The following is an 18,376-nucleotide window of genomic DNA, read 5'->3' as shown; positions in this document are numbered from 1 at the left end:
GTCGTACCGCCCTAACCTCCTCAGGAGAAAACTGGATCTTTCAACTTGGCCAGCCGCTCAAGTGACGTGTTTTCCACTTCTTTGTGCAGACTGTTGCCATTCGCATCCATGGTCACGATGGCGGCGAAGTTCTTCACCTGTAGGTGCCACATCGCTTCTGGTACACCGAATTCCATGAAGTCCACCCCGTCCACGTGAGTGATGCAGTCGGCATAATATTGAGCCGCTCCGCCGATCGCGTTAAGGTAGACGGCCCCGTGTTCCTTCAAACCTGCTAGGGTACGGGCTCCCATACCGCCTTTGCCGATAACGGCTCGGATGCCGAATTTGCCGATGATGTCGGCCTGATAAGGCTCCTCCCGGATGCTGGTGGTAGGGCCGGCTGCTTTGACCTCCCAGTTGCCGTCTTTGTCTTTCAGCATCACGGGTCCGCAGTGGTAAATCACTCCGCCGTTGAGATCCACGGGGGAGTCGTGGTCGATCAGGTACTTGTGAAGGGCGTCCCGCCCGGTATGGAGGGGGCCGTTAAGGATGACAACATCCCCTACTTTCAGGCTTCGGATCTGCTCTTCGGTGATCGGTGGAGTGAGAACGATTTCTCGGCTGCCTTCCGATGCAGCTGCTGGTTCTCCTTGGCTGGGTTCGGAGACGGTAACAGGAGGCTCTTCTTTATAAAGCCAGCGCGTGATCTTGCCGTTATCGGGGTCGATCATCACACCCTGGCGGCGGAAAGCCCAACAGTTGTAGGCCACGGAGACGTAAAAACTGGCTGGAATCCGGTGCATCGATCCGATTTTACAGCCCAGCAGTGTCGTGTTGCCACCAAAGCCCATCGTTCCGATGGAGAGTTCGTTGGCATGATCCATGATATAGGATTCCAGCTTCGCCAAGTCCGGATGGGGGTTGGTATCGAAGGTTTTCCGAAAGAGCTGTTTTTTGGCTAGCTCATATCCGGTGGTCCGATCGCCTCCGATCCCTACTCCGATGAAACCGGCACTGCAACCTTGCCCCTGTGCCTGATAGACGCTGTGCAGAATACATTTACGAATGCCGTCCAGATCGCGTCCTGCCCGGCCTAGGCCTTCCAGTTCACAGGGGAGGCTGTATTGGATATTTTTATTTTCGCAACCTCCCCCCTTGAGGATCAAGCGAATGTCGACTTCATCCTTATCCCACTGTTCGTAATGGATGACAGGGACGCCTTCGCCGAGGTTGTCTCCGCTGTTCTCTCCGGTCAGGGAATCGACGGAATTGGGGCGGAGTTTTCCGGTTTTTGTCGCCTCCACAATCGCTTTTTTAATCTCCCGAGTGATTTCCAACTGGTTAACGCCCACAGGGACGTGAACATAAAAGGTGGGCATCCCCGTATCCTGACAAATGGGGGAGACATTTTCCTCAGCCATGGTGATGTTGTCCGTGATGGTGGACAGGGCCAGGGCCGATCGCGTCCCGGCGTCTTCCTTCGCTTTGGAAAGACGGATCGCCGCCCGCACATCAGGGGGGAGGTTGGTCGAAGCCTCGGTGATCAATTCCAGCAAGCTGTCTTTTAATGAGTGCATCCGTTCCGACTCCTTTATCACAAAAAGTCCAGTCGTGAAAGCCTAATCATCCCCTATTATACATGAATCCGTTTGATCCTTCAGGAGGGTGGTCGAGAACGGCAAAAACCCCTTCTCTTACTTAGGAAGGGGTTGGTAACAGGAAGGCTCAGAGCTGTGGTTGACCGGTACCTCTCTGGGCGGATTTGACGAAACGCGTTTCCTCCTCCACCACTCCGCATACCCCGCACTGAACCCGGAATTTTTCCCCTTTGTAACGGGTCTGGAAGGGATCGTCTTCTTCAACGCGTTCTAATATCTCGCCGCTCTGGGGATCTTTTTTAACGGGAACGACTACCTGTTCAATCAAGTTAAACCGGCTACGATTGGTTCCGCAGGATGGACAGAGATAGGGTTTTTCCATCGTGATGCACCTCCTTTTCCTATCCTCCCCGGGCTGGTTTGATTCATTCGCAGCAGGGACGAAAGGGAAGCGTGTGGAAAAGGAAACAGGTACGGTTCCGAAACACCCTAAGAGACGATTGCTGGAGGAGGAGACAAACCATGAAAGAGAAAGCCCAAGCGCTACTGGATCAGTGGGTTCCGACTATCCGTTCGCTGGAGAAACGGATTGCCGAAGCTTATTGGATGGCACAGACAACCGGGGACAAAAAATACGAAGAGGAGTATGCCCGTTACTTGAAAGAATTGATCGCATTCTATGCGGATGCGAACCGCTTCGAAGCGCTGAAATCGCTGCGGGATAAAAAGTGCGAGGATCCGATCCTTTCCCGTCAGGTGGAGCTATTGTATCTGGAATTTGCGGGAAATCAGATGGCGCCGGATGAGATTGAGGAATTGGTCAACCTGGAAACAGAGATTGAAAGTGCCTTTGTTAACTACCGGGCAACGTATAGAGACCGCAAGGTCTCCGACAATGAATTGAAGGAAATTTTCCGCGCAGAGCGGGATACATACAAACGGAAAGATGCCTGGAAGGCGAGCAAGCAAGTGGGAGGCGTCGTTGCCGACCGTGTCCGGGAACTGGTCCGTTTGCGGAACAAGGTGGCCCGCAATCGAGGCTGGCGAGATTATTACGATATGTCTTTGCAACTTCAGGAACTGGACGAAAAAGAGCTGTTTACGGTCCTGGCCGATCTCAAAGAGCAGACCGACCAGCCTTTTGCGAATATCAAGAAGGAGATGGACAAGGCCATCGCCAGTCGATATGTCCACTTGCGACCGGAAGGGCTACGACCTTGGCATTATGAAGACCCCTTCTTTCAGGAAGCACCAGCCGTTTTCGATGTCGATCTGGACCGGCATTTCCGTGAGAAAAAACTAGAGGACTTGGGGAAGAAAACGTTTAGAGGGGTCGGACTGGATATCCAAGATATCCTGGAGCGGAGTGATTTGTATGAGCGGGAAGGGAAGTCCCAGCACGCTTTCTGTATCGATATCGACCGGGAGGGAGACACCCGGATCCTCTGCAATCTCCGCCCCGACGCCTATTGGGTAAACACGCTTCTCCATGAACTGGGACATGCGGTTTATGACAAATACCATGATGCCAAACTGCCTTATCTGCTGCGGAAACCGGCTCACATCTCCTCTACGGAAGCGATTGCCATGCTGATGGGGCGGATGGGCAAAGAACCCGTGTGGTTATTCCGGATAGCGGGCCTGTCTAAGGAAGCGCTGAAGGAAGTTGCGGAACCCCTTGCCAAGCAGACCATGCTGGAAATGCTCATTTTCGTTCGTTGGTGCCTAGTGATGATCCATTTTGAACGGGAGTTATATGCGGATCCGGAACAAGATCTCAATCGCTTGTGGTGGGACTACGTGGAACGATTCCAGTTTGTCCCCCGACCCGAAGGGCGCGATGAGCCGGACTGGGCGGCCAAAATCCATCTCGGTACTTCTCCGGTCTATTATCAGAACTATCTCCTTGGCGAGCTAACGGCATCCCAGATCTTCGCCTCGATGAAAGAGGTCTTCCCCGCTAAAGAACATCCTCTGGTGGAAAACGAAGAAGCGGGCCGTTTCCTCCAGGAGAGAATCTTCTTCCCTGGGGCCCGGTATCCCTGGAACGAAATGCTGGAGCGGGCCACCGGGGAAAAGCTGAGCCCCCGATATTTTGTCGAGCAGTTCCTACCAGAGAATTCGGAGGAAAAGGAAGAACCCCCGGTGCCTCGTGGTCGATGAGCCTTCCATAAGTTATATCGGAAGATATAAAATCTATCGGCGATTCGATTTGGAGACAGGATGTAGAGGCTCTTCCTATGTTCAGGCTATTTCTGGGGTTTGGTTGGGGTTCATAGGGCAGTTCGGCGATAAAGGAGCAATCAAGGAGCAATCAAAAAAAGGGCGGCACCGAGGGGTGTCGCCCTTTTTCATGTTTCGTCGTCGTCCTCTTTCTGAGTCGGTTCCAGGGAGCGCAAGAGCTCGCGGTAGCGGTGGACCGTGTGTTTGAAATGATCGCGGATCCGCTCCCGTGACCAACCCTTTTCCGACAGGAGAAGCAGATGGTCCAGCCACAAGGGAGACCAGGAGAGCCCCATTACTTTTTGAGTAAAGGCGTGGGCGGCGATTTCCCGGAGTCGCACCAGCCGTTCCCGAAAAGCGAAAGGACCCCAACGTTTTCGGACCACCCGAGGTAAGCGGGAATCGGTTCGTCCCAGCCGGGTGTTCTCCAAATGGTGAAACCATTCATGGAAAAGGTGGAGGGCGATTAGGTCATCCTCCCGAACCCGGAATCCTCCCTTCCGGATGAACTGATCCAGTTGGTCGAGAGAAGAGCGATAGATTTCGATCGTAGGAGGCTTAGGGCGGTACTGGGCGCGTACCCATCCGGAGGAGGACGGCTCCTGTTGTGCGAAGCGCACTCGTACGCCCGTATGGATCACACGGTCAATCCAATGGCCCAGATCCCCGTCGTAAGTGAGCCCCTCCGCCGCTTCTTGACCGATGGCCAGGGCCCCCTCCAGACAATGGGGGATTTTCTGCGTCGGGAGACGAGGGAACATCTCATCCTGTTCCAGCTCGGTATAGGCCAGTTCGAGGGCGGGGATGGAAGGCCAGTTCCGATCCAGGGGAATCTCTCGCAGACTGTCTGGTGGACGGACGGCCTTTGTCGATGGGACGGACCGCCCTGATTTTCTTTCCATGCCAATTCCTCCCCGTGGTGCTCCTTCCGTCCCAATCTATGACCGCATAGGCTTGACTCATTCGCCTGTTTAAAAGGGAAAAAATAAGCCGGGGATCCGACGAAAAAAACCTCTTCCTATGGGGAAGAGGTTCAGATGATGCAAAATTTTTTAGAGCAGGAAGTTCTATTTTGCGATGAACATTTGGGTCCAGTAATGGCCGTATGATCCCCCTCTGGCATAACCGACGCCAATCGTGGTGAGATCGGGGTTCAAGATGTTGGCACGATGTCCTTCGCTGTTCATCCAGCCTTCCATCACCTTTTTCGCAGTAGACTGTCCGCCGGCGATGTTTTCGGCAGCTGTAGAATAGCGGATTCCGTATCGTTTCATCATATCGAAGGGGGACCCATAGGTTGGAGAGTCATGGGAAAAATAGTTATTGGCGATCATGTCTTTCGATTTGTCCCGAGCAACAGAGGAGAGTTTACCGTCCGCCCGCAACGGTTTTAGCCTGTTTTTGGCCCGTTCTTGGTTGACCAGCTGCACCACTTCCCGCTCGATGGCCTTCATAGACGAGGGCTGATTGGAACCGGTGGACGGAGTAGTGGAGGGCGTTTGGTTCCCGGAAGAATTCGCCTTGTCACGGTTGTCGGTCGGTTGCTGTACCGCCTTTGGACGTTTCTTTTTCTTAGTGACTTTTTTCGGTTTTTTCGTTACAAACCAACTGGGGTTTTCTTCCTTAAGCATTCGCATCTGGTAGCCGATGACAGCGTTTTGGACGATACGATCACAAGTGAGCGACTCCCCTTTTTCACGGGCATCGATTGTGGGGGCGGGCCCCGCAGATACCAACCCGAAAGTAAGCACTGTCAAAAAGAGAATAAGACCGCTTTTTTTCACATTCAAGCCTCCCTTGTTCCTCAATCTTTGGCTTTCATACAGAGTAACGGAAGAGATGGACAAGAAGTTTCTTATTGGAATAATAAAGAAGCCAAATGGGCATCTTTAATTATAAAAACGTCCGGGGGGATCTTAGGAAAATAGCGATCCTAAGCTTTTTGTCGACGAGCTCCTGTGGAGGTTTGCCAAGGGGGCTCTACTCTATAGGCCTCTATTTGTCACGAACCTTGAAGGAGGGATCGTTGTTGTTTTTTCATGGCATCCCCTTTATCCATCTGATCCGTCAATTTCCAGTACTTGCCTCCGGAAGCCGAGGAAACCGCAGAAGCCCGACTCAGGCTGAAGATGCCCGCAGCCTCCGGGAAAGCCTGGGTTTCGTCCCTGTCCATCTGTTACGTTCCTCACGGGAATACCCAATGGAAGTCTGCTTGAGAGAGTGCCTCCGGTATGGGGATACGGTCCTGGCCTTTCCAACGATCCCTTATCCCCGAGTCCAGCTGAGCCGGCGGGAGTGGGGTGTTCCAAAACTGGCAGTGGAAGAGGCTGCTTGGGTTTTTACCACTCGGGAAACATCCCTGGGATGGCTGAGGAAGCATTTGCCGGAACGCCCTCTTTTGCTAATGCAACCGGGAACAATCGGGCATCGTAGGCATTTATCCCCCCGGCTCCGCCCTTGAGGAAATCACCCTGGCGAGCCTCTTCGTAAGAAAGCTGGATTTCAAACTGCATAAAAAGTCGTACTATTCAGTCATAAGAGTGAAACTCATCTTTCTACGAATGATACCTCTGTGTTTTATGTAGAAGAACAGACGTACAAAGCGGTGGCAAGACTCTCCCGATTAATTTTGCGAGATTTTTTAAGAGAGAATGGGTTGACCTGATAACGATTATCATTTACATTGAAAACGGACCTTAATTGAGAAGTGTTCTCACACTAGGAAAGCAGGGTGATCTTTTTGCCTGAGAACCGTAACCCATATGGCTCGGTGAAGAAATCGGTACTGGACTGTGTCGGCAATACCCCCCTAGTCTCTCTGGACCGGTTGTTCCCCGATCCAGGCTTCCATGTCATCGCCAAGTTGGAATTGATGAACCCGGGTGGAAGCATGAAAGATCGACCCGCTCGTTTTATCATCCAGCAAGGGTTGAAGAACGGGACGATCCCCCCGGATGCCCATATCATCGAGAGTAGCTCGGGAAATCTGGGTGTGGCGATTGCTATGACGGCCAAGGTGTACGGACTGAAGTTCACCTGTGTGGTGGACCCCAAGACGACAAAAACCAACGTGAACATTCTCCGCCAGCTGGGCGCCAATGTAGAAATCGTTCAGGAGCCCGACGATCAGGGTGGATACCTGAAAACGCGAATCCAGCGGGTGAAGGAGTTGTTACATACCATTCCGGACAGTTTCTGGATCAATCAGTACGCCAATGATTTGAACTGGCAATCCCATTACTACGGCACCGCCAAAGAAATGGCTGAACAATTGGAGGAGCCGGTGGACGTATTTTTCGCCCCGGTCAGCACCTCGGGTAGTATCCTAGGTTGCGCCCGGCGCCTCCGGGAGAAGTTTCCCCACATTCGGATTGTAGCTGTGGACGCTGTTGGATCGGTTATCTTTGGCGGCAAACCTGGTAAACGGGAACTTCCCGGAATCGGCTCCAGCCGGGTACCCGAGCTTCTCAACCCCGACGAGATCGATGACGTGGTCTATGTCAGCGACCGAGAGGCGGTGGAAGGGTGCCGCTCCCTCCTTGGAAAGGAGGGCATCTTCGCCGGAGGCTCCTCCGGCTCCGTCGTGGCGGCTATCCGCAAGACCTTGCCCAAACTATCCCATCCCTGTCGGGTGTTAACGTTGTTCCCGGACCGGGGGGACCGCTATCTCGACATGGTCTATGACGACGAATGGGTAGCTGGACTGGAATCCGACGTCACCAATCAACTGATCGTAACCTGATATAGAAAGGATCCATGAGATGAACAACCAAACCACCGTCGAACCGAAACTCCTCTACCTAAGCAAAAGCGACATCGCCCGATTGGGTGGTGACCGATCCCATCTGTACGTTGATGCGATCCGGCGCGCCCTGACCCTGCATGCCCGGGGGGATTTCGTACAGCCGTTGAAACCGTATTTGCGTACGAAAACCCAAGGGGGGCACATTGCGGACCGCATCATCGCGATGCCGGCCCACCTCGGAGAGCCAGCGATCTCCGGTCTCAAATGGGTGGGAAGCAAACACGATAATCCCTCCGAACGAGGGATGGAACGGGCAAGCGCCCTTATTACTCTAAATGATCCTGATACGAACTACCCGGTAGCCGTCATGGAAGGGAGCCTGATCAGTGGTATGCGGACGGCGGCAGTTACAGCCGTTGCCGCTGGCCATCTCGCCAAAGAAGGATTCCGCCGAATCGCTCTCATCGGATGCGGTGTCATCGCTCGGATGCAGGTAATGTCGCTCCTGGAACAGTACGGACACGCTGACGAGGTTTTTCTTTACGATATGCGTCGAGAAGCGGCTAACTGGCTGGCAGAAGAAATCAAGGCTCAACACCCACGTGTTGCAGTGACGGTTACTGAGGGGGCCGAAGAGGCGGTACGGCAGGGCGAAGTCGTTGTCACCTGCACGGTGACGGACAAACCCTACATCCCCTACGAGTGGCTGGCTCAAGGAACCTTTGTCAGCAACGTCTCGATCATGGACGTAGAAAAAGAGGTTTTCCTCAAGGCGGATAAAGTGGTTGTCGACGACTGGGAGCAGAGCAACCGAGAGAAAAAAGTGATTAACCAGTTGGTGTTGGAGGGGCGTTTTTCCAGGGAAGCTCTCCATGGGGAACTGGGGGAGATCGTTGCTGGAAGCAAACCCGGTCGGGAAAGGGATGATGAAATCATCCTGCTCAATCCCATGGGAATGGCGATTGAAGACATCGCCTGTGCTCAGGACGTCTACCAGAGGGCTCTGGATGAGGGAGTCGGTACCTGGCTAGACCTGTACTGATCAGACAATGAATTTGTCAATCATCTGGATATGCGAAGATCTTCAATATGGAATCGACTGACGGCATGGAGGCGTTGATATGCAGCCATTGACAAGCACTGCGTCCGAAGCGGCCCCTTCCTCCACCATGGAACGGGCCCGTGACAGGGTGATGGAGGATCTCGTCCAGGCCCTGATCTACGAGAAGCTGTTCGGCATCGTAGAACGGGGAAGTATCACCGAAGCGGGGCCCCCACCGTCTGTCAGAACCTACCCCCTGACGGCTGGAGAGTCGTGGTTCCGCCTCCCATTGAACAGGGGGAAAGAGATATGGTTTCGGGTCAAAGATGATCCCCGTTTTGGCGGATTTCGCCTGAGTCGGCTTCCAGTCTTTTGTCTGAAGCTGTCGGAAGGCGGGGAGGACCGGCTGAGTCGTCCCACACCCGCAGAACTGGTTCGTCTTCTTCTTAAGGAAAAAGGGGCGGGGTTGGATTCCTATCCTAACGTCGACGGCTTTTGCGAAGAATTGGAGACAGCAGTCTTCCATACCGCCCTCTCTATGGAAGCGGAAGGTGAGAAGACGGCGTACGGTACAGGACCCTTTTTGGAAGGGGAGCGGCGCGCCGCCCTGCGGGATCGTCCCTTTCACCCAACGGCGAAAGCGAAGGTGGGGTGGAGCGAGTCCGATTGTCGCCAATATGCCCCGGAATGGGGGCGGGATTTTGGCCTAGACTGGATCGCGGTGGCGCGGGATCGGCTTCGTTCCGGAGGAGACTTCGATCCTGACGGATTCGCTGAGGTGCTCCTAACGTCTGGTGAACGGCAGGAGTTGAAAGAAGCCGCTAGCCGTCGGGGTATCGATCCCGAAGGTTTTGCCCTGTTGCCCGTCCACCCGTGGCAAAAGGAACGGGTTTTGCCCGGTATGTTCGAAAAGGAGATGGCGGAAGGGAAAATCTGTACCGTTGCCCAGGGAGTGGGGCGCTATCGGGCGACTTCTTCCCTTCGTTCTCTCGCTCCCGCCGGGGGCGGCGATGTCCATGTCAAACTGCCCCTCGGTGTGGGCTCCCTGAGCGCATTACGCATTCTGCCTCCTCGGTATCTCGACAACGGGGAGAAGGCGGAAGCGGTGATGCGTGGACTTTGCCGCCAGGATCCCCTTCTAAAGAAGCGGGTACGCCTCTGTGGGGAAGGGGAGTGGAGTGCCTGGCAGGCGCCGGGAGAAGATCTCTTCGCCGACAAACCCGGTCATCTGGCCGCTCAGATCCGAAGGTATCCGTCAGACCTAGCGATAGATCCAGAGGTGACGCTCCTCCCAATGGCAGCCCTGGCGGCGGATGACCGAGAGGGAGGGCTCCGATGGGTAAAAGATCCTCTCGTCCGTTTCCGAGAATTGTGCGACCGCTTCTTTGAAGTGGGCTTCCTGTTTGCCGGTTACGGGGTGATGCCGGAGTTACACGGGCAGAATGTCGTTCTCATCCTGCGGGGCGAGCGGGTGGAGGGGCTCCTGCTTCGGGATCACGACACCTTGCGTATTCACCGCGGCTGGATGGAACGGGCGGGAGTTTCCGACCCGGGTTACACGGTGAAACCAGGGACGCGGAATACCTTGATCTTGCCGACGCCGGAAGATATGGTTTCCTACTTGGTAACCCTGGGTATTCAAGTCAATCTCTATGCCATCGCCGATGCCAACTGCCGCCGTTTTGGGATGGAGGAGGAAGATTTCTGGCGGGGGATGGAGGAGTCAGCCCGAGACACCTTATCCCGCCTCCCCCTGAGAGACGAGGTGCATTCCGTTATCGAACGGGTGCTGTTTCAAGAGGATGTCTGGCCTTTCAAACAAATCTTAACGCCGCTGTTGAGGCGGGAAGGAACGGGGGGCGGCAGTATGCCGTCGGGGACCGGGAGCATCCCAAACCCTTTCCGCCGGAAAGGAAAGGCGCTCCGATGACGGCGAGCCAGTGGCGGCGCAGCTTTCGTGCCCTCTGGTTCAGCCAGTTCATCTCCATTGCTGGCCTCACCGTGGTCGTCCCGCTCCTCCCTTTCTACATGGAGGAGCTGGGGGCCCATGGTGACGCCAACCGTTGGTGGACGGGGCTGGCCTTGGCCGCACCCGCGATCACTCTCTGTTTGTCTTCCCCTATTTGGGGCCGGATCGGGGATCGGTGGGGACGGAAGTGGATGGTTGTCCGGGCCGTCTTCGGCCTCTCTGTCAGCGTTGCTTTCATGGGAGTAGCCCAGACGCCGCTCCAATTTCTCTTCTGGCGTTTAGTACAGGGATCTTTTGGCGGCGTTGTGGATGCAGCGGCTGCCTTCGCCGGTTGCCAGGCTCCAGAGAAGGCACGGGGCAAATCCCTGGGTTTTCTGCAGAGTGCTACGGCGGCAGGTTCCTTGGTCGGTCCCTTGATCGGAGGTCTGCTTGCCGACTTGTGGGGGTTCCGCCCCCTTTTCTGGCTGATGGGGGGGCTCACAGCGGTCGCGGGCTTGATCGCGATGATCGTCCTGAAAGAGCCCGCTCGCGAACCTGTCAAGGAGAGTGAGAAAAGGGCATCCTTTGCACAGATTTCCCGCTCCCTATTGGAAAACCGGGGGGTTCGATCCCTGATTTTGGCAGGAATCTGTGCACAAGCAGGGGTGTTCGGTCTCGTTACTGTCTTCGCCCCCATGGTGCGGGATATGGCTGGATCCGATCAGTTTGCCGCCACCTGGGTAGGGGGGCTCCAGGCGGCTACTTGGGGGGCGACCATCTTGGGCGCACCCTGGTGGGGCCGAAAGAATGATCGGGGGCAGATTGAACGTCATTTTTTCTGGGCATCCGCGGGTTGCGGGGTGAGTATTTTCCTGCAGATCCTTCCCCATGACCCAGCATGGTTGATTCCCCTTCGCATCTTGCAGGGTTTCTGCTTCAGTGCCCTTCTCCAGTCCGTCTTTCTCAAAGTAACCCGGCATGCGGGAGAAGCGGTGCGCGGCACCTCCATCGGTGTTACCAACAGCTTTCTGGTCTTCGGCCAGGTGCTGGGATCCCTCGGGACTGCCTGGGTAGGGGGATGGCTGCCGGTGGAATGGGTAATTATCCTCCTTGGCACTCTTTTCATGACCGGAGCCCTTCTGGTTCACCACCAACCTCGTTTTGGAGGTCCCCGCCTGGCGTCCTGGACACCGTCACGGGATCGGCAATAAAAGCACTGGACGACAATTTTCTGGAAATGGGGTAGGATGATGAAACCGACTGAACCACGACCGAAAGGAAAAACAACCTCCGCTTCCCCCCGGAAGGAGGCGGAACGGGCGGCTCTTCGCCGCCTCCTCAACGCCTGGCTGCGGGAGACGGGGATCTCCGATCCTCGCATGTCTCCGGGGGATTCGTCGATCCGCGACTTGCCGGAAATGGTCTGGTCCCAGGTTCGCGTGCAAGGAGAGCCGATACGGATCGACTTGCCGAAAACCGGGAAGGCCCTCCTCGGCGGGGTGACTTGGCTGTCTCCCTTCGGTCACCATGACTTTGGCGATGGCTGGTGGGTGGCCCCCGTTCCCGGGGCGGCTCTCCAGGAAACGGGTTCCTATAGGGAGACGGCACGACTCATCATGGAGGAACTGGCAGCAGGGGAGGGAGAGTCCGAAGCCGCTCGGGCAAGGATGGAACAGCTCCTCGACCAGGTAGAAAACAGTGTCGGCAAGACTGCCCGCTACCTTTTCCACCGTGCTCAGGCATCGGTTGATCCCTTGGGGGACGCCGATCCCATTGACAGGGTCCGGGCGGCGGAACAATCCCTCTTTTTCGGTCATCCTTTCCACCCGACCCCGAAAAGCTCCGAAGGGTTTTCTGAAGAGGATCTTGAGCGGTTCGCTCCCGAGCTGGGAGCCGCCTTTCCCCTGCGTTGGTTTGCGATCCATCCAGATTGGGTGGAAGAGGCGGGAACCTCTTCTGTTCCGACTGAGGTAGACAGGGAAGCCATGCGGAACCTTCCAGAAGGGAAGCACGATTATCGTTTGATCCCCGTTCATCCTTGGCAGGCGGAGTACCTTTTTTCCAAAGAATCCATCCAGCGACTCATTGGGGACGGAGTGCTCGTTGATTTGGGAGAAGTGGGAAAGCCTGTATACCCCACTTCTTCGGTACGGACGGCCTGGGGGCCGGGTCATGCCGCTGCCTACAAGATGCCTCTCCATGTTCGCATCACCAACTTCATCCGCAATAATCCCCCGGAACACCTGCGCCGCTCCCTGGATGCGAGCCGGTTTGTCGCTTCGAAGCGAAAAGGGTGGGATTATCCCGGGTTTGAGGTGTTGACGGAGACCGGGTACCGGTCTTTCCACCCCACTGACGGTGAGGGGGATTTGGCGGCGGATTTGAATGTGCTGTTCCGGGAACATCCTTTTTCAGACAGCAAAGAAGCGCCCTTGGTGGTGGCTTCGCTATTGGAAGAACCGGTGGAAGGGGAGAGCCCTCTCCTTCTGCGCGCTGTTAAACAGGCTGGAGGGGAAACCGGGGAGACGATTTCCGCTGCCCTTGCCGAAACCTGGCTCCGGCGGTACCTGGAGATTTCCATGGTTCCCCTTCTCCGGGTGTTTGCTGATGACGGCGTCAGCCTGGAAGCTCACGTACAAAACTCCATGCTTCATCTGGAGGAAGGTTGGCCGGTTCGTTTTTATGTCCGGGATATGGAAGGGGTGAGTCTGAGCCGCGAGCGTCTCAGTGTCTCGGGGGAGAGCATCCTTCCAGCGGACAGCCCGGTCTTGTATCCCGATGGGGAGGCCTGGATGCGTCTGCAATACTATTTCTTTACGAATCACTTGGGCCATCTGATCCATATCCTGGCCCGGTATGGCAACCGGGACGAAGGGGAGCTGTGGGATGTCGTTCGGGTCATACTGGAGGAATTGAGGGATCAGGAGGGCAACCGGTATGCTGCCGATCTGGCCGCCTCCTCTAATCTCCCAGCCAAAGCCAATCTGGTCAGCCGCTTCCGAGAACGCGGCGAACATCCCGATTATGTGGCAATCCCCAACCCCATGCGAGAGGTGAGTCGATGAAGATGATCGAAGGAGATTCCCGGACCGATACGGAATCCGCTGTGATGGAACGAGATCTCGATGCTCTGCTCCAGGAGACGGTGAAGTCTCAGGAATATGTTGCGGTACGCCGACGGATTTTCCGCCAGTTGGTGGAATCCCTCCTCTATGAAGGGGTGCTTGGGATCCGGATCGAAGAGAAGGGCGGAGTGAATTGGTTTGTGATGGAAGGCCGAACGGAAGCCGGAGAACCTGTCTTATACCGAGCACCCGGAACCCGACGCTTTACCTTCAACCGAATCCGCCTGACGGGACCCGTGGAGCGCGTGGAAGGGGGACGGTCGGAGGAGGCCAGTTCCCTCGCCTTGTTCCTGACAGAGACGAAAGAGACGACGGGGGCGGATCCAGAGCGGTTAAAAGGATTTATCCGTGAGCTGGAGGAGACGCTGTTCAAAGACGCCCTCTGCCAAACCGTTCGCCGGAAGGAAGGGCGCCGTTTTGCAGGGCGGGATGGGGATGCCCTGGAGGCGGAGTTGATGGATGGCCACCCCTACCACCCTTCGTATAAATCTCGCGTCGGTTTTGATGTGGCTGCTCACTTGGCCTACGGGCCCGAATTTCGCCGTCCGATCCATCCGGTCTGGGTGGCAGCAAGGCAGGAAGCGACCCGGGTGGACGCCCTCGACCCCGGATGGGAAACGCTGGTTCGACGACAATTGGGCGATGCCCTTTGCACCCGATTTGCGAGACGGATCCAGGAAGCGGGCCAAGACCTCGCCAGCTATGTGTGGCTACCCCTCCATCCTTGGCAGTGGCGGAATGTGGTTGCTCCGCGCTTCCAGACGGAGATCCAGGAAGGAACCCTTATCTGGCTGGGTGAATCGGAAGAAGCCTACCATGCTCAACAGTCGATCCGTACCCTGATGAATGCCGATGCGCCGGATAAGGAGTATCTAAAGCTCGCCCTGAGCATCCTGAACACCTCCACCGGGCGCGTACTGGCTCCTCATACCGTGGCTAACGCTCCCCGAGTGAGCGGATGGATGAAACAAATCCTGGCGGCAGATCCCTTCCTTCAGGAGGAAATCGGTCTTGTCCTATTGGGAGAGACCGCCGGTGCCAGCTTTATTCCGACTGTACCAGAAGCCGTTCGCGACGGGGTATACGGAGTGATGGGAAGTATCTGGCGGGAAAGTATTCATCCGTTTCTGGAAGAGGGAGAAGCCTTTGTCGCCTTCAACGGTCTCACCCAGCGGGATACCGACGGAACGCCTCTGATCGATGCCTGGGTGAAAGAACAGGGCGTGGAAGAATGGACCCAGCTCCTGCTCCAAGCGAGCGTCATTCCCTTGATCCATCTTCTCTACGCCCATGGAATCGGAGTGGAAGCCCATGCTCAGAACATGGTCCTGATTCATGAGGGGGGCATTCCCAAGCGGGTGGCTTTGAAAGATTTTCATGACGGGATCCGTTTCTCTCGGCAGCACTTGGCTGCTCCCATCCCTTGCCCGGAGCTGGAGGCGACTCCCGAGGAACACGCCCGGGTCAATCGCAATTCCTTCATCGAAACCGAGGATCCGCGGCAAGTTTCCGATTTTATGCACGACGCCTTTTTCTTTATCAACTTGGGAGAACTGGCGATGTTTCTGCACGATGCCTATGATCTGTCGGAGGAACGCTTCTGGTCGATGGTTCAGGACATCATCCACTCCTATCAGGCACGTTTTCCTGAGCAAAAGTTGCGCTATGAACGGTTCGACCTCTTCTCGCCGACGGTGGAGGTGGAACAGCTGACCAAGCGGCGGCTGTTCCCGGAGACGGAGATCCGTGTCCACCCCGTGGACAACAGCCTGTCCCCTCTGGCTGGGAAGGAGGGGCGCACCTGTGCGACGAAATGAAATGAAGCGAAAGCTGGAGGTGGGGGAGCCGGTCTATGGCCTTTTCTGCACGACCCCCTCTCCGGTTCATGTGGAGATGGTGGGGCATGCCGGATACGATTTTGTCATCTTGGATACGGAGCACACCCTTGTCAATCCCGAGACCTTGGAGCACATGATCCGAGCGGCTGAAGCGGTCTCCCTCACCCCCCTGGTGCGGGTTCCGGAAGCAGATCCCGGCGCGATCCTGCGTTCTCTGGACGCGGGAGCTCAGGGGGTGGTCGTTCCCCATGTACGGAGGCGGGAGGATCTGGAAGCGGCTCTCCATGCCGCCCGGTACTTCCCCGAAGGGATGCGCAGCCTAAACGGAGGCCGTGTGCCGGGATTCTTCGGAGAGGTGTCCCCGCAGGAATATGTGAAACGAGCCAATGAAGAAACGATGGTCATCCCCATGATTGAGGATCGGGAAGGGGTGGAAGGGATCGATGAGATCCTCTCCATTCCTGGAATCAGTGGGGTGCTGGAAGGGGCGGCGGATCTTTCCCAGTCCCTCGGAATTCCCTGGGAGACCCGCCATCCGGAGGTGCGGGAAGCGGTCATGAAGGTGAAGGAAGCGGCCAACCGTCACGGCGTGCCGTTTTTCGCCCTCCCCCGGGTGCCGGAAGATCTAGGAGCCTGGAGAAAAGCAGGGGTACACGCCTTTGTCTTGGGCGAGGAACGAAGCCTGGCCTTCCGAGCCCTTCATAACCACCTTAGGGCTCACCAAACCCATCTTCCCAACAAGGAGGGAGCGAGATGAACCGGATGGAAGAAATAATCCGACAACGAAAAGCGGAGGATGACGCTCCTCTTTGCGCTCATCTGTATGATCTGGATCATCTGGCTTCCCATGTGAAGCGGATCACGCAGTCCCTGCCGTCCCGCATCGGGATGTTTTACGCGATGAAGGCCAATTCGGAGCGTCCGGTCCTGGAGACAATCGCTCCGCTGGCGGCTGGCTTCGAAGTGGCTTCCCTGGGAGAAGTGGAGAAGGCGAGGGCCGTCAGCCGGGACATTCCCGTCATCTTCGGAGGGCCGGGGAAGACGGATCAGGAATTAGAGGGGGGGATCCGCCTCGGCGTCACCCGATTCCATGTGGAAAGTTTGCAGGAACTGCTCCGTCTAGAGCGAATCGCTGCCCGGCTGAATGTCCATGTGCCGATCCTGCTCCGGATCAACCTGAAAGGCCCTTTTCCCTCCGCCACTCTGCAAATGGCGGGACGGCCCACCCAATTTGGCATTGATGAGGATGAGGTGGCGGTGGCGATCCAACTGGCCCAGCAATCGTCCCACCTGAAGTTGGAGGGGTTCCACTTTCACTCCCTTTCCAACAATCTGGACCCGGAACGCCACCTGGCTCTCCTGACCATGTATCGGGATAAGGTGATGGCTTGGGAGGAAGCCCTGGGGATCCAAGTGACGACCCTCAATGTAGGGGGCGGGATCGGAGTCAACTATGCCGATCTTTCTGCCCAGTTCGACTGGGAAGCTTTTACCCGAGGGTTGGAAGGGCTTCTGGATACCTTCCCCGCTCATTGGCGGAACCTGATGTTCGAATGCGGTCGTTTCCTGACCGCCTCTTGTGGGGGTTATGGGGTCGAAGTACTGGATATCAAAAAAAACCATGGCCAATGGTATGTCATCGTCCGTGGGGGGACCCATCATTTCCGTCTGCCCGTTTCCTGGCAACACAGCCACCCCTTCGATGTGGTGGAGATCGATCACTGGGACTATCCCTTTCCCCGCAAAGAGACGGGAGGGGAACCAGTCACAGTCACAGGGCAACTCTGCACGCCCAAGGATGTGTTGGCCCGGGATGTAATCCTCCCTCGGGTTCGGATCGGAGACGTCCTTCTCTTCCGGTTTACCGGGGCTTACGGCTGGTCCATCTCCCATCACGATTTCCTGAGTCACCCCCATCCTGACCAACTCTACCTAAAACAGGGGCAACCGGTGTTAACCGGCGTCTGATCCCTGCACGGAGGCGGAACAACGTTGGACATTCTGTCATCCTTACAAATGGTGCCGATCAACCGGCTCCATCTCCATGAAGGACATGAACCCCACCGCCTGGAGGAGACGGCTCGCGCCATCGAGGCGGAAGGAGTGCTATGTCACCCGCCCTTGGCCTACCGGATGGCGGGCGGCGACTATCTCATCCTAGACGGGGCTCACCGTACAGGTTCCTTGGGCTTGCTCGGTTGTCGACATGTCCCCGTCCAGGTGGTGCGGCGAGACCAGTTCTGCTGGGAAGCTTGGGATCATGTGGTGGAGAGAGGACCCTGGCTGAAAGATTTGCTCCAGGATCCCGCGCTTCACCCGGTGGAAGGGGAAGATCCGGGGAACGATGCAACTCTTTGTGTAGTGGATGAGGAAGGAAGGCATCTCCGGATCGAGCCCGCAGAGGGAAGCAGTCGGTTGGAGGTCTGGCATCGGGTGGTTCGAGCTTACCGAGATATCCCCGTGCGCCGCTGTCCACCGGATCCGGACTCCATCCCACCGGCGGGCTTCGTCCTCATCCGGCACCCCCAACCCTCCACTCGGTTTCTAGAACAAACGGTGAAACGGGGCGGTGTCCTGCCAGCGGGAGTAACGCGTTGCCTGGTGGAAGGGCGGCTCCTGAACCTCCGTATCCCCCTCCAGCTGTTGCACGCTCCCACCGTCGACAAGCAGGAGTGGGAGCACCTGAAGCACCGCTGGGCTGGGCGGATGCGCCATTATACGGAAAGTGTCTATCTGTGCGAAGCATAGAAAAGCCGTCCTGATCAAGGACGGCTTTTTTCATTGCCTTCACCCATTTTTAATAGGCAATCGTTTGCTAGGCCATAAGTCTTATTCATCTATAGGAAGGGTAATCGATAAAGCCCTTATATAAAAA

General features: G+C 56.3%; 15 protein-coding genes. 11 read left to right on the top strand and 4 right to left on the bottom strand.

What is annotated here, in order from left to right; all coding sequences use genetic code 11:
• Window positions 1-20: 20 nt before the first annotated feature.
• Window positions 21-1,559 (bottom strand): fumarate hydratase, encoded by a 1,539-nt coding sequence (locus ACFOUO_RS02405; RefSeq protein ID WP_380701797.1) that lies wholly within the window; start codon window positions 1,557-1,559, stop codon window positions 21-23.
• 148 nt (window positions 1,560-1,707) lie between these two features.
• Window positions 1,708-1,962: a DNA alkylation repair protein gene (locus tag ACFOUO_RS02400; RefSeq protein WP_380701795.1), complete on the bottom strand. Its 255-nt coding sequence runs from the start codon at window positions 1,960-1,962 to the stop codon at window positions 1,708-1,710.
• Between the two features lie 140 nt (window positions 1,963-2,102).
• On the opposite strand from ACFOUO_RS02400, the gene ACFOUO_RS02395 reads away from it, so the two are divergent.
• Window positions 2,103-3,743 carry a M2 family metallopeptidase gene (locus ACFOUO_RS02395; protein WP_380701793.1) on the top strand — a complete coding sequence of 547 codons (1,641 nt, stop codon included), beginning with the start codon at window positions 2,103-2,105 and terminating at the stop codon, window positions 3,741-3,743.
• A gap of 188 nt (window positions 3,744-3,931) precedes the next feature.
• On the opposite strand, the gene ACFOUO_RS02390 is transcribed toward ACFOUO_RS02395, so the two are convergent.
• Both ACFOUO_RS02390 and ACFOUO_RS02385 read right to left on the bottom strand, forming a co-directional pair.
• The gene (locus ACFOUO_RS02390) at window positions 3,932-4,705 is read right to left on the bottom strand and encodes a hypothetical protein (RefSeq protein WP_380701791.1); all 774 of its coding nucleotides are present in this window, start codon (window positions 4,703-4,705) and stop codon (window positions 3,932-3,934) included.
• Between the two features lie 165 nt (window positions 4,706-4,870).
• Window positions 4,871-5,587, bottom strand: a complete 717-nt coding sequence (locus tag ACFOUO_RS02385) for a CAP domain-containing protein (RefSeq protein ID WP_380701789.1) — start codon at window positions 5,585-5,587, stop codon at window positions 4,871-4,873.
• A gap of 245 nt (window positions 5,588-5,832) precedes the next feature.
• Between ACFOUO_RS02385 and ACFOUO_RS02380 the strand changes: the two genes are divergently transcribed.
• The 10 genes from ACFOUO_RS02380 to ACFOUO_RS02335 all read left to right on the top strand — a co-directional run bounded on the left by ACFOUO_RS02380 (window position 5,833) and on the right by ACFOUO_RS02335 (window position 18,249).
• A complete protein-coding gene (locus ACFOUO_RS02380) occupies window positions 5,833-6,264 on the top strand; it encodes a hypothetical protein (protein ID WP_380701787.1) in 432 nt (143 codons plus the stop codon).
• A gap of 279 nt (window positions 6,265-6,543) precedes the next feature.
• Window positions 6,544-7,545, top strand: coding sequence for a 2,3-diaminopropionate biosynthesis protein SbnA (gene sbnA / locus ACFOUO_RS02375; protein WP_380701785.1), 1,002 nt, complete (start codon window positions 6,544-6,546; stop codon window positions 7,543-7,545).
• A 19-nt stretch (window positions 7,546-7,564) separates the two neighbouring features.
• Window positions 7,565-8,590, top strand: a complete 1,026-nt coding sequence (gene sbnB / locus ACFOUO_RS02370; RefSeq protein WP_380701783.1) for a 2,3-diaminopropionate biosynthesis protein SbnB — start codon at window positions 7,565-7,567, stop codon at window positions 8,588-8,590.
• A 79-nt stretch (window positions 8,591-8,669) separates the two neighbouring features.
• A complete protein-coding gene (locus tag ACFOUO_RS02365) occupies window positions 8,670-10,520 on the top strand; it encodes an IucA/IucC family protein (protein WP_380701781.1) in 1,851 nt (616 codons plus the stop codon).
• A complete protein-coding gene (locus ACFOUO_RS02360) occupies window positions 10,517-11,749 on the top strand; it encodes an MFS transporter (protein WP_380701779.1) in 1,233 nt (410 codons plus the stop codon). The genes ACFOUO_RS02365 and ACFOUO_RS02360 overlap by 4 nt, the downstream gene beginning before the upstream one ends.
• Before the next feature lie 39 nt (window positions 11,750-11,788).
• Window positions 11,789-13,603 carry an IucA/IucC family protein gene (locus tag ACFOUO_RS02355; protein ID WP_380701777.1) on the top strand — a complete coding sequence of 605 codons (1,815 nt, stop codon included), beginning with the start codon at window positions 11,789-11,791 and terminating at the stop codon, window positions 13,601-13,603.
• Entirely contained in the window at window positions 13,600-15,480 is a 1,881-nt protein-coding gene (locus ACFOUO_RS02350; RefSeq protein WP_380701775.1) for an IucA/IucC family protein, read from the top strand. Before ACFOUO_RS02355 ends, ACFOUO_RS02350 begins: the two co-directional genes overlap by 4 nt.
• The gene (locus ACFOUO_RS02345; RefSeq protein WP_380701773.1) at window positions 15,467-16,258 is read left to right on the top strand and encodes an HpcH/HpaI aldolase family protein; all 792 of its coding nucleotides are present in this window, start codon (window positions 15,467-15,469) and stop codon (window positions 16,256-16,258) included. Before ACFOUO_RS02350 ends, ACFOUO_RS02345 begins: the two co-directional genes overlap by 14 nt.
• Window positions 16,255-17,469: a type III PLP-dependent enzyme gene (locus ACFOUO_RS02340; protein WP_380701771.1), complete on the top strand. Its 1,215-nt coding sequence runs from the start codon at window positions 16,255-16,257 to the stop codon at window positions 17,467-17,469. Before ACFOUO_RS02345 ends, ACFOUO_RS02340 begins: the two co-directional genes overlap by 4 nt.
• Window positions 17,470-17,493: 24 nt before the next feature.
• Window positions 17,494-18,249, top strand: a complete 756-nt coding sequence (locus ACFOUO_RS02335; protein ID WP_380701769.1) for a ParB N-terminal domain-containing protein — start codon at window positions 17,494-17,496, stop codon at window positions 18,247-18,249.
• Window positions 18,250-18,376 lie beyond the last annotated feature (127 nt).

The sequence above is a fragment of the Salinithrix halophila genome, assembly GCF_042650125.1.
Classification (GTDB): domain Bacteria; phylum Bacillota; class Bacilli; order Thermoactinomycetales; family DSM-45169; genus Salinithrix; species Salinithrix halophila.
Note: the sequence above shows the minus strand (reverse complement) of the source record. Positions and strands in the feature narration are given on the sequence as shown.

Coding starts and splice junctions, on each gene's coding strand:
- ACFOUO_RS02405 (WP_380701797.1), bottom strand. CDS start 1,559: ATGCACTCATTAAAAGACAGCTTGCTGGAATTGATCACCGAGGCTTCG.
- ACFOUO_RS02400 (WP_380701795.1), bottom strand. CDS start 1,962: ATGGAAAAACCCTATCTCTGTCCATCCTGCGGAACCAATCGTAGCCGG.
- ACFOUO_RS02395 (WP_380701793.1), top strand. CDS start 2,103: ATGAAAGAGAAAGCCCAAGCGCTACTGGATCAGTGGGTTCCGACTATC.
- ACFOUO_RS02390 (WP_380701791.1), bottom strand. CDS start 4,705: ATGGAAAGAAAATCAGGGCGGTCCGTCCCATCGACAAAGGCCGTCCGT.
- sbnB (WP_380701783.1), top strand. CDS start 7,565: ATGAACAACCAAACCACCGTCGAACCGAAACTCCTCTACCTAAGCAAA.
- ACFOUO_RS02365 (WP_380701781.1), top strand. CDS start 8,670: ATGCAGCCATTGACAAGCACTGCGTCCGAAGCGGCCCCTTCCTCCACC.
- ACFOUO_RS02360 (WP_380701779.1), top strand. CDS start 10,517: ATGACGGCGAGCCAGTGGCGGCGCAGCTTTCGTGCCCTCTGGTTCAGC.
- ACFOUO_RS02355 (WP_380701777.1), top strand. CDS start 11,789: ATGAAACCGACTGAACCACGACCGAAAGGAAAAACAACCTCCGCTTCC.
- ACFOUO_RS02350 (WP_380701775.1), top strand. CDS start 13,600: ATGAAGATGATCGAAGGAGATTCCCGGACCGATACGGAATCCGCTGTG.
- ACFOUO_RS02340 (WP_380701771.1), top strand. CDS start 16,255: ATGAACCGGATGGAAGAAATAATCCGACAACGAAAAGCGGAGGATGAC.